Source organism: Bradyrhizobium sp. MOS002, assembly GCF_003020115.1.
Taxonomy (GTDB): domain Bacteria; phylum Pseudomonadota; class Alphaproteobacteria; order Rhizobiales; family Xanthobacteraceae; genus Bradyrhizobium.
Map to the genome: position 1 here is coordinate 1 of NZ_PYFX01000044.1, position 11,670 is coordinate 11,670.

Here is an 11,670-nt window from a genome sequence, read left to right on the forward strand (position 1 = left end):
CCTCGGCGGACCACAGCGCCAGCCAGGACATCGTCATCACCATCACCGGCACCAACGATGCGGCCAGCATCAGCGGGACGGCGAGCGGGGCAGTTGTTGAGGCCGGCGGCGTAAATAACGGCATTGCCGGAACTCCGACCGCGTCCGGCACACTGACCGACGTCGACGTTGACGACCCTAACAACACCTTCACAAAAGTCATGATCCCAATCCCCAGTGCCAACGGCTACGGCACGTTCACGATGACAGCAGGTGGGGTGTGGACTTATCAACTCAACAACAACAACGCCACTGTCCAGGCGCTCAATATCGGTCAGAGCCTGACCGATAGATTCACAGTCGCCACCGTCGACGGCACGGCTAGGATCATCACCGTCACCATCAATGGGGCTAACGACGCCGCCGTCATCTCCGGGACCACGACTGGGACCGTGGTGGAGGCCGGCAGCGGCACTCCGGGTACGCCGAATGCCTCGGGCAGGCTGACCGACGCCGATATCGACAATCTCGCTAACAGCTTCACCGCGGTCTCCACCGCGACAGCAAGCACCTGCGGCTACGGCACCTTCACCATGTCGGCGGAGGGGTTGTGGACCTATACGCTCAACAATAGCAATCCCACGATACAGGCGCTTAAAGCCGGCGAGACCTTAATCGATACATTTTCGGTCACTACTGTGGATGGGACTGCCCAGGTCATCACAGTCACCATCAACGGGACCAACGATGGATTGACAATCGCTTCGGGTAGGACCTTCAAAATCAACGGAGACACGCTGGAGGAGCCCTCCATTTATGTTGAAGGCACGCTGCAAGGTTTCGGTAAGGTCACCGGAGATGACGGAGCTCTTGCCAATATTGTTGATAACGGGCTGATCGCAGCGTCATCGAGCCACGCCTTGTTGTTAAACGCCAATATCTCTGGGACCGGCGTTCTTGAGCTCAGCAACAATACCACTATGGAATTGGGCGGGTCAGTCGCGGCCTCTCTAAGCGTGGTTTTTGCTATCGGCGCAGGTTCGACGGGGAAGTTGATCCTGGACGATCCAGCAGAGTTTCAGGCGTCGATCTCAGGTTTCGCGGGAACTGATGTCATAGATCTGCGAGGCTTTGCTTACTCGAGCACAACGAAAACGGTGCTTAGCAGCAGCAATCCCAATGCCACCATAGGCGCCGAGAAAATCAGCCTGGTCATTGGTTCGACGGAAACTATGATTACCATAAGCGAGGGGCTCACAAGCGCAGCTATCAAGCTGGAGGGTAATTACTCCGGACACAGCTTCACTTTTTCAAGCGATGGCATGGGAGGAACGCAGTTCATTGATCCTCTGGTAATCGATAGCGGCACCACCTTGGTGCTTCCAGACTCGAGTTTCGATAGTATCCTGTTCGCCAACAATAATGGCATTTCGGGTATGCTCGTCCTGAGCAAGCCAACAAGTTATACGGGTACCATTTTCGGCTTCACGGGCACCGATCCACAAACTTCAGATCTGATTGACCTGCAGGGAATAGTTTTCGATGCGGGCACCTCCTGGACTTACTTCGACAGCCTAGGAGCGGACAGCGGCGGGGTCCTTACGATCTACGAAACCGTCAATGGCGTCACCAAGGTGGTGGATAGCATTACGTTCGGAGATGGCGACTTCACGACCGCGAACTTCATACTAGAGGACGATGGTCACGGCGGAACGATGGTTATTGATCCGCCATTCCCGCACGCCGGCGCCGCAGCGCATTCGTTACCTAACCTGACCACAGACGCGCCCACCCTGCCTTCGATCAATAGCGGGGGCCAGGGGACCGACGCTCATTTGCCGGGCAATGGCGGAAAGCTCACCATCGCAAGCAGCGACATGCATGCAGTCGATGGAAGCCTCTCTACGGTTACCAAATTCTCCCTCGAGGAGCACACGAGTAGCCCCTGGCTTACAAATACATTTGCTAAAGACACTGTTCCGTTGCCCAGCGCCGTAGTCGCAATAGGGGGGCACGACCAAGTGTCTGCCTCCAGTTTACTTGATCTCTCTCTTGTCGGCTCTCTCCCGCTATCGGCCAATAAAGCTGTGAAAAATGGAGCAGGAGATTCGGCGGGTGGCGTCGTGCCCGGTCAAGTGGTCACCAGCAATTCGTTGCCTAATAATGAGGTGCTCGAAGTGTCCGAGCACCACCATTCCGCATGGATCGGAGGGGAGCTTCTCATTTTCGAGTCTCCTGGCCATCCAATAACCGTCGTGGGACTAGACTCAACCCATTTTGCCCCCCCTTGGCATCCTTAAACGGGTAAACGGGCAACTTGTCAGCAAGATCTGACGATTGCTCCAGGCTGACGCACACCGAGCGACACTTCGCTTGCCTGAAAGTCTTGGCGAGGGGCGCAATCGACGTCTCGCGGCCATTTGCGGTTACGCCACTGCGAGTTCAAGAGCCCGAGATCGATGATCGCGCTCTTGTGTCCGGCGTAAGCGTCTTTCAGCTCCGGCTTTGAGGGCTTGAGTGCCAGGACAGCAGCCGGCCTGGTCATGACGGGACCGGCGAGCGGTTGAGCGGTTGGACGTCGTTAGGCTTACAGGTGCCGACCAGAGCAGACGATGCCAGGACGTCGGGAGGGGGACCGCAAAAACCATCGCTTACCTCTCGAGGAACTTCAGCTCGTTGTTTCCATGAGACTGATCGGCAAGCTTGTCAGCTGTTCGGCCGAAAACGAACAGATAGTGGGCGAATGGGATCAACGTGCCGCAATACGACGCGACAAGGTGGCGCAGTGGGATTTTCAGAGCATGGGCCCATTCATAGTACTGATGCGGCTCGATGCGTGCGATTCCGCTCTCCAGCTGGGAGATATCTATAGGGTGTCGGACTGATGCGGTCCGCGAGCTCCCGCTAGCTCGATCCGAGAAACTCCGTCGATCTCAGCAACGAGCCGCCACGCTTTCCAAGCCGTCTCAGCTCTTCGCGAGTGAATTTAGAATCACGAAATCGTTCCTACTCGGTCTTGGATCTGTTCAATGGCCTAACCTGACAGGGGTATTTAGCCCCGGTTTTTAGACAAATCCCACCGATTGTATGCAGTGGAAAGGCGCAGGTCTGCTGACAAGGTTCGAATGGTTGCGCGCGGCCCGGCGTCTAGCTGAAAACGCGATTCACCATTGCTACTCAGCGTCGAGCTGCACCGCGTCCTCCAGTTCGATGTCTCGCACGGGTCGCACGCACTAACCAGCACAGTTGACTAGGAATTCCGAAACCTGAACTGCGTGAGCTGGCTGGCACGAGAGGCATTGGTGACGCGAGCTTTGTTGTTACAGAGGAGTCGAACGAGGGGGCGCAACTCCATTGTTCTCGCATCCGTGGCGGTGGCCGCCACGCGGGATGCGGCGACGAGATTGGGATGCTCGGCAATAACCATGTCCATGATGAGTTTTGACCGGAATTTTCCGAAAATGTTATTCGCCGCGCTTATGTCCTCAGCAATCACGCAGAGCGTCAGGATCTCACGTAAAGCGGCATCATGCATGAGGTCATCGTCCATGCAAAATGCGAGAAGTAGCGCGCGCTCCTTTGCGGCCCGATATCGGCTGAGGGCGATTTGGCGATGCTCATTCGATCCCCGTTGGGGAAAATCATTTGTCCGCCGAACCAACTCGCCCTCGGCTGAGCAAAGCTCGCGCACCATTTTGGCTCTAGAGATGTCTCCGCTCGGCTCGAGATCCGGGCACGGTTTCATCAACTTCCTTTGAAACCATTTCATGGGTCACCTGATCTGGACGCTCTAGGCGACTGTTCGAGTTCTCACCGATGGGATGAAGGAAAGGCTGTTTGGCGCAGCCCAAGTGTCACACCGCACGCTTTCGCACGTAACAGACGTTCTCCAGCGTATCCTTCGGGCGCTCGCGCTTGCTTCTCGCAGCTTCGAAACCTTGTCGCTGCGCCGATCGCGCAGTGCTGAGGATCGGCTCAGGAAGGTCGATCCGTTGAGAAGAGGTCGTTTTGTCTCGAGCCAACCCCAGCATTGCGGTCCACCCGCGAGGTAGGAGGGCCATGCGGCCGAGCGTGTTAAGCCGAGGCTTGAGCGGGCTGTGCACAATCGCTGCAGCTGGAGGTCATTTCTGAACGCAAGCATGAAAAACTCTCAAATCGCTAGCTCGCCGGCCAAACCGATCGCATGCCAGTGCAGCCGGTTAACAAGCAGAATGCCAAATATCAGAAATAATATTTCGTAAAATTAGTATAAATCCTTTTGAAAAAGCAAGCCAAAATGTGCAAGCGCACCTTTGATCTACGAGCTATTCCGGCTGATCGGGAGGAGATCTAACGTCCGGCCGAAGCATGTTGGGATTAATGCTGCGTCCGTCCTGCCAGTCGCCTTAAGGCATGGCAGCTCCAAATGAGGTTGAATTCGTGCAGCCGTAAAACGGCTTCTCGCAGTGGAGAAACGGAATCGTAACTCTATCGTCGGCAGCAACCGCTGGCGCTCACACAAACTTCATCCCGAGGTTCTAAACAGCGCAAGTCAAAGAGGTTAAACCATGTCGCGAGCCAAATGCGCTGCCGCTTCTCTAGCTATCGCGCTTCTTGCCGGGCCGGCCGCGGCGACGCCGAACTGCCTTAAGGACCAGAAAGCTTACCAGCTTACCGGCGATACAATTGAATGGTCCATGACCATTGCCCCGGGCTCGGACTGCATTCAAGGTCTGCGCTGGTCAACGATGCAAATCTACGGCGTTGCCGTGGCCGAACAGCCGGTAAATGGTCAATTGAAATTGGTCGGCCCGGGTTTTCGCTATTTTGCTAGCCCTGCTTTCACCGGAACAGAAAAATTCACGCTGGTGGTCTTTGGGAAGAACCGCCGCGAGGAGGGCGCTTCTACGGTGGAGATTACCGTCTCGGCACTCACGCCACCAACTGTGGTCGGCGAACTGCATTGATCGATCGCCGTGGTGGGCATCATCGCGGCTCGACCCTCAGCTAGCCTGGTTAGGCGCGCCTCCACAATTAGGTGGCCTCAGCAGGCGGTCTGAAGTTTCTGCAGGCGGCGTCGGTCATAGCGGCAATTTTTCTCGTACGGAAACCCACGACTCTGTCTAGCCCCTTGAGGCTCGTTTGAGCAGGATAATGAATGTTGAATTCGGGGTTGCCCGGCTTGTCGTAGAAGTCGATGGTGAGCATACGATCTGCTCCTGATGGGAGGTTTGCTTGCGCGATTTGTCTGTGAGAACGTTCAGAAACTCGGGCGAGCGGCGTGTCCGCGCTTAGGGGTTCGCAGACCTCCAAGCCGAAGTACTGCTGGATGCCATTTGTGAACGCGGCCAGACGGGCGGCTCTACAAGAACCAGCGGCGCTGCAACGGTAGAGCCGGATCGGAAGCGGTCCGCCGGTCGACGTGAGAGGCTTATGCCTCGTGAACAATCATCGTCACAGCCTAATGCAGCCGCGAAGGAGCGCCAGCGAAAGCGCGCCCAGGTGGGTCTGCTCCGAAAAATCGCCGGACAGAACGAGGTCTCGCAGCTCCGCAGGCGTGACTGCAACAACTTCTATCCCAGGCTCCTCCACAAAGTCGTCTACTCGCTGGCCGGCTTCTATGAAGAACGAGTGACTGAGGTTGCTAATCCTGCTGCTGCAGGTAGGACCTCTTCCAAGAAACGTGATCGCTGTCGTTCGGTACCCGGTCTCCTCCAGCAGTTCTCGTCTGATTGCATCTTCTGGCCTTTCGCCCTGATCCAGTAATCCCGCAGGAAATTCCAGGGAGTATCGCTCTATCGCCGGCCTATATTGGCGCACGAGGAGAATGCGGCCCTCAGGGGTCGTCGCGACAGCAGCCAAATATTCAGGCTGGGCAATCGCATAGTAAGTGTCTGTGGCGGAGCCGTCGGCAAACTGCACTTCGCGCGCAATTAGCTCGATCCAAGGTGAGATCTTGGTTTGGACGCGCTGAATGATTTTTGGCCAAGAATCATGCATCGCCAGGTTCCTTACAGCTAGCTGCTCCACTCACGAGCGTTTCACACGGTCGACGCACGAAGCCAATCGAAAACATCGTCTGTTGAGAGCACGTTGCGAGGGCCCCGAACGCAAGCAGCTCAGTACCTAGCTTGCAGCCAGCGCCCACCGGCGGTGAGGCATGGAACCGCAGCGCAGCACATGATCACCATGACATCATAGTGTTCGAGGCCGAGCTTGCCTCAACCTGGATAGCTCGAATTTGGGCATTGAAGAGGGACATACCCAGCAGTTCACGGCTGCCAGGTAACACAATTCCACGCGACGAGTCGTCGGGCAGGCCGAACCGCTTTGAAGGACTCTAATGCTCTGAGACGAGCGAGAAGCTTGCCGATCCGAAGCCAACGGTGAGCGGAGAACCCGACCTGTTCCCGCTCCCGGGTACTGCGTTAGCTGCAGTACCGGCATTTGAGCCACCGGTAACGATGCCTGATCCTGTTGCGCCGCCGCCGCCTGACGTGCCACCGCCGCCGCCGACGCCCGCTCCAATACTGCCGGTCGTAAGTGAACTTTCGGCTTCTGCGAAACTCACTGGGCTGCACATGCCATTGCAAGCTGAGTCAAAGGACCAACTCGACGAAGGCTGCACCTCAATATTGATCTGTGCGCCGTAAGCCTTGATGATTGCCGTATCGCCAACGTTTACGAGCTGGACACATTTGCCCCCCGCGCAAACTTGGGATCGTCCATCCTTTAGCACGACCGTGTTCTGCGCTGGCTCGATCAGAAAGTCGAGTGTTGTGCCGCGAACGCCCATCGTCGCGATCGGCGTTGTGATGGCATAGGCCTCTTTTGCTGAGTGGCCGGTGATGAAACGAAATGTGCCCAAGCTGAGTTTAACGGCGATATCTCCGATCGACTTTTCGTCGGTGAACACAGCGCGATCCAGCTTGAGCTTGGAGCTCGGCCCTAAGACCAGATTAGTGCTGTCCTTCAGAACGAACTTGGCACCGCTGTCAGCCAAGGTCTGCACGACCTCATCACGAAAGATGTCGTCACCTTGCAGGATCTTGGAAACCTTTGGCTCGACTTGCGATACTTCGTTTTTGACGGTGAGGGCGAGACCGATCTGGTCGGGGGACGCCGCCAGTGCGTGCAGCGTCGACGCGCCCAAGAGCAGGCACGTAGCCCAAAAGCCGGTATAAAAAAAGTTTCGAGGCATAAGTGTTGCTCAAATTTTGCAATAAAATTCTGACAGCTCGCTGCCTGTCGCGTGACGAGAATAGGCGAGGGTCAACCGCGATCTCGCCCACAAGCGGCAGGCTGGCTCCTATATAGCAAAAAAAGCGCTTAGCACAAAGACGGGTTGGGATAACAAACGTCGCGCCAAACAGGGTTAAGGTCGTAAAAAACACCTTTTAGTTGCATAAGCGGGGGTAAAACGGGAATCATCGGTCGGTGCGCCGCAGAATCCTGTTCAAAACGAGTGCAGTCCCGTTCTGCGCACCCGGTCGTGTCCCCGGTCGTGGCCCCGGTGGTGGTGTAGCTCGGCAGAGCAAAGCCGCCCGGACGCGCCCCCCCCATAGCCGTAAGGGCGGGCGGCCTTGCGGTAGCCAACGTGAGTTCTTCGGCAGGATCGGGTTGCAGCACGCCAACGCAACCGAGGAACCACAGATGACCGACCACATGATGAACCTGCGCACGCTCATGGAGAAGACCCCTGATGCCGATCCGCGGCGCGAGATGATCGGCTGTGCCGCCCCGCGCCTGATGGAGCTGGAAGTCGAACGCCAGACCGGGGCGGCCTATGGCGAGAAGAGCTCCGAGCGCCTGGCCCAGCGCAACGGTTACCGCGACCGGATCTGGGAGACCGGTGCTGGCGAATTGCGCATCCCCAAGCTGCGCAAGGGCTCCTACCCGGGCTTTTTGGAGCCCCGCCGGATGGCCGAGAAGGTGCTCACGGCCCTAGTGCAGGAGGCCTATATGCTGGGGAGCGACCCGCTCTGTGGACGATCTGGGTGCAGGCGATGGGCATGACCGGTATTTCTCGCCCCCGATCGAGGGCGACTGGCGGTATCTGTGGATCGATGCCACCTACGCGAAGGTGCGCCAGAATGGCCGCATCGTGTCGGTCCCGGTGATCGTCGCAGTCTGCGTCTATAGCGACGGCCGGCGCGAGGTTCGCGGCAAGGACATCGGGCCGTCCGAGGCCCAGACGTTTTGGATGGCGTTCCTGCGCAAGCTCGCTGTCAACGGTGCCGTGTCCACTTCATGCGCAACGCGCTTGCGCATGCCGGCAAGAGCGGACGGCGTGTCGTTCCCGCCTTCATTGCCACAGCATTCGCACAGGACGATGCCGAGGCCGCGCGAGCCTATTGGCGCAAGGTCGCCGACCAGCTCCGGCCAAAGCTGCCGAAGTTGGCCTGCTTCCTCGACGAGGCCGAGACCGACGTGCTCGCCTACATGACCTTCCCGCCCCAGCAGGGCGGACCGAAGTAATCGCCCCCAACGGTTGGTCCATTGATTATCCAAGGTCGTCGACGCGAGTCGTGCAGCTCATCATGCAAACGAATGGTGTTTGTGCGGTCTTTCTCAATTATATGCGATATCATGGAGACTTGACAGGGAGTGACGCATGGCACCGGTCAACGCAACGTCCCATGCCCTTGGGCCCTTAAGCGCATCGAAAGAGCATGGTACCGGGATGATCCGTTTTGCCCCTCGATCGGGCGGAGCAGTTGTCGACGGCGTTGAGTGGAAAACAGTGCGGGAGCGGCCGCTGGATGATGGCGGCCCAACCAATCCTTTCGAAGTGCTGCCCCTCGAATTTTCTAGCGGTCCGGCGATCGAACATCTGGGCCGCGTCGTTGACCGCTTTCCTCACAAAATCTGCGTTGATGACGGAACGAACCAACTGACATTTGCGCGGCTTCATTCCGTCGCGGTCAACTTGGCCAATCTACTCTCTGCGCTCGTCCCTCCCGGACAAGCAGTGGGGCTGATGATGCCGAACTGCATATGGCAGCCTGTTGCGATGATCGCCTGCATGGCGGCAGAGCGACCTTGCCTTCCCCTTAACTGCCGTGACCCAGCTAGCCGAAACGTCGAAATTTCGACCGACGCAAGACTAACTGTCGTGATCGGCTGCGAGCAGGACGCTCCGCGGAGTTTCGCAAACCTTGCGGGGATGCGCTGGATCGATATCACAAGTTTGACCGACGATGAAAATGGCGGCTCCGTCGCTTCCCCTTCGCACGCCGTCGATGAGCCGGCTCTCATCCTATACACGTCGGGAAGCACTGGACGTCCGAAAGGGATCGTGAACAGCCAACGCAGCCTCCTCCAGCGCGTATTGCAGTATGTGAACGCGGCTCATCTGACGCACGAAGATGTGTTCTTCCCGCTGAGCGGGCCCGCCACGATTGCCGGCTGCAGGGAAATGCTGACGTCACTATTGATCGGTGCGAGGCTCTACATAGTGGACATTGAGTCACTTGGCCTTCATGGGACGCGGCAGGCAATTGGCTCCCAGTGCGCTACGGTCATTTATTCCGTTCCCACGCTGCTCCGCGCCATGATCTCTGCCGGACATCACGATGATTTTCAGTCAGTGCGAATCCTAAGAATTGGCGGCGAGAAGGTCTTAACGGCGGACATCGAGTTTTTTCGTCAGGCGATGCCGAGCGCTTACGTTCAGATCGGCTACTCTTCGACGGAGACGACAGGCTCCCAGTGCTTCCCTCCGGCACAATTCGCCGAGGATGTCATAGCGGCTCCGGCGGGATGCCTGTTGCCGGGGATTTGGTTTGCCGTGGTTGGCGACGATGGATCTTCCGTTGCACAAGGCAAATCCGGCGAGCTCATCATATCTAGCCCCTTCGTAACGCTCGGGCGATGGGAGAAGGGAGTACTGATTCCATCCCGCATTGATCCCACCGACCCGAACCGTCGGATACACGCTACAGGCGATCTCGTCATGTTCGATGATCGAGACGTCATGCACATTGTCGGTCGTAAAGACCGGCAGATCAAAGTCAACGGAAGACGCCTCGAACCCGCGGAGCTCGAAGTTGCGGTTCGTCGGATTCCACACGTGGCAGACGTGGTCGCCGTCGCCACTGTTGCGAGCGAATTGGTGATCTTTGTCGTTCTTGAACCCAACTCCCGAATCGCATTCCCAGGTGCAATCTGGGAAGCCATCCGCAGGACTGTTCCGGGATCGCTTCACCCCAAGCGAATACATGAAATTGCGAGCATCCCCCGACTTGTGGGCGGCAAAATCGATGTCGTCGCCCTGCGTGCCAACGATGAGGCTTTCGCCGGAACCCGTCTCAGCTCGCCCGCACGACAGGCACCAGATGAACTCCGTTATGCGTACTCGGCAGTCGAGCAGGGATGGAAGCAGGTACTTGGTACGCGGAGCGCGGTAGGTTCGTGGGATGAAGCGGGAGGAAATTCTCTGCAGCTTCTCCAGCTTGTCATGGAATTGGAAACCCGAATTGGCAGGCAACTTGACCTCAGAGCATTTGCGTTGGATGCGGATATAGCCGGTATGGCTGCCGCGGTGGCCCGCGCACTTGGCGAGGATACGGATCTGGATTGTGACCAATCGAGCAAGCCGCCGTTGTTTCTGGTGCCGGGTTCAATCGGGTTCGGTCCCAGCTTGATCGCTTTCGGGGCCACTTTGGACGACGTGGCCCAAGTCACCACCATCCGATATCCGGCTCTAAATGCGCTGTTATCCGGGCAATCAGAAGTCGCAGACATGGCGGCTGCAGCCATGGAGCAGATCTGCCGCGTCCAGCCCAGTGGCGACGTAAGGCTTTTGAGCTATTCGCTGGGAGGTGCAGTTGCTTTCGAGCTCGGGCGTCGACTCATAGCCGAGGGTAGAAAAGTAAGATTTTTCGGCATACTGGACACCAATGTGGGAAATGAATCTACCGGCTACGCGGAAACAGTCAGCCGGACGCTTCACCGCGTCCGGACTCACCAGGTTACCGTCTACAGGATGCTCTGCCGTTCCTGTACCAAGATCCTTGTGCGCTTGGGTCGAGAGCAACTGCTCAGGCGCGTGCTCGAGTTCAGGCAATGGAAGTTCGCTCCAGCTACCCACTTCATGCTCACGCTGGAGGCAGAGGAAGTTTTGCGTATGCGCGCGTTTCGGGATTGGGTCCGTCAAGCCCATGAGCAACTGCCAATCACCGGCACGCTTTTCTCCTGCAGACGTCCCCACGTCGCTCCGCGCATGGGCTGGGATCGACTGGTGAAGCGAGTGGAGGTCATTCCAGTCAGTGGAGAACACCTGGACCTCATCGTTGAACCACATTTGGCAATCAATCAGCCGCTCATCGAAAGAGCTCTTATCGCAACCTACCGAACGTCGGCGATCTGCTAAGCGAGCTGAAAAAGTGGGTCGTCTTTCGGGATCCCGTCGATTGCAAGCACTTCGTGCCCACGACGCAGCGCAAGAGTCCGGGTTTGGCTCTTCTCGTTCCGACAACTTTCGGTTTCGCGCCGCTGTTGGATTTCAAGCGGACATCACGCGCGCCTACTCGATGGTCTCGTCGGCAAGCAGACGCGTTGCTGAAGATATCTCAACACCCAACAAGGTAGCCGTCCTGAGATTCAGGCAGAAGTAAAATTTCGGTTCTTGGATCGGAATGTCGCCGGCCTTTTCTCCCCTCAAAATCTTGTCGACAAAAGTGGCGGTGTCGTACCAAAGCGTCGGGAAGT

At 57.4% G+C, this 11,670-nt stretch carries 8 protein-coding genes and 2 pseudogenes; 5 read left to right on the forward strand and 5 right to left on the reverse strand.

Annotated elements, in window-relative coordinates; all coding sequences use genetic code 11:
- Positions 1–2,279 (forward strand): VCBS domain-containing protein (locus C7G41_RS36330; protein ID WP_199198792.1); only part of this gene is annotated, 2,279 nt, incomplete at its 5' end.
- A gap of 1,239 nt (positions 2,280–3,518) precedes the next feature.
- On the opposite strand, the gene C7G41_RS39135 is transcribed toward C7G41_RS36330, so the two are convergent.
- Entirely contained in the window at positions 3,519–3,572 is a 54-nt protein-coding gene (locus C7G41_RS39135) for a hypothetical protein (RefSeq protein WP_373681181.1), read from the reverse strand.
- A gap of 954 nt (positions 3,573–4,526) precedes the next feature.
- On the opposite strand from C7G41_RS39135, the gene C7G41_RS36345 reads away from it, so the two are divergent.
- Positions 4,527–4,925 (forward strand): hypothetical protein, encoded by a 399-nt coding sequence (locus C7G41_RS36345; protein WP_106947012.1) that lies wholly within the window; start codon positions 4,527–4,529, stop codon positions 4,923–4,925.
- Positions 4,926–4,992: 67 nt separating this feature from the next.
- On the opposite strand, the gene C7G41_RS37565 is transcribed toward C7G41_RS36345, so the two are convergent.
- The 3 genes from C7G41_RS37565 to C7G41_RS36355 form a co-directional block, all read right to left on the reverse strand.
- Positions 4,993–5,166, reverse strand: a complete 174-nt coding sequence (locus C7G41_RS37565) for a hypothetical protein (RefSeq protein ID WP_158268090.1) — start codon at positions 5,164–5,166, stop codon at positions 4,993–4,995.
- A gap of 246 nt (positions 5,167–5,412) precedes the next feature.
- Positions 5,413–5,958: an NUDIX hydrolase gene (locus C7G41_RS36350; RefSeq protein ID WP_106947013.1), complete on the reverse strand. Its 546-nt coding sequence runs from the start codon at positions 5,956–5,958 to the stop codon at positions 5,413–5,415.
- Between the two features lie 340 nt (positions 5,959–6,298).
- Complete coding sequence (locus tag C7G41_RS36355) at positions 6,299–7,111, reverse strand: FecR domain-containing protein (RefSeq protein ID WP_245446902.1); 813 nt, start codon at positions 7,109–7,111, stop codon at positions 6,299–6,301.
- A gap of 500 nt (positions 7,112–7,611) precedes the next feature.
- On the opposite strand from C7G41_RS36355, the gene C7G41_RS38950 reads away from it, so the two are divergent.
- From C7G41_RS38950 to C7G41_RS36365, 3 genes and pseudogenes are all read left to right on the forward strand, one after another.
- Positions 7,612–7,974, forward strand: a complete 363-nt coding sequence (locus tag C7G41_RS38950; RefSeq protein WP_306768096.1) for a transposase — start codon at positions 7,612–7,614, stop codon at positions 7,972–7,974.
- 67 nt (positions 7,975–8,041) lie between these two features.
- Positions 8,042–8,436 (forward strand): annotated as a pseudogene (locus tag C7G41_RS38955) (transposase).
- A gap of 136 nt (positions 8,437–8,572) precedes the next feature.
- Positions 8,573–11,332 carry an AMP-binding protein gene (locus C7G41_RS36365; protein WP_106947015.1) on the forward strand — a complete coding sequence of 920 codons (2,760 nt, stop codon included), beginning with the start codon at positions 8,573–8,575 and terminating at the stop codon, positions 11,330–11,332.
- A gap of 153 nt (positions 11,333–11,485) precedes the next feature.
- Here C7G41_RS36365 and C7G41_RS38140 read toward each other — a convergent pair.
- Positions 11,486–11,670 (reverse strand): annotated as a pseudogene (locus C7G41_RS38140) (ABC transporter substrate-binding protein); the annotation flags it as partial.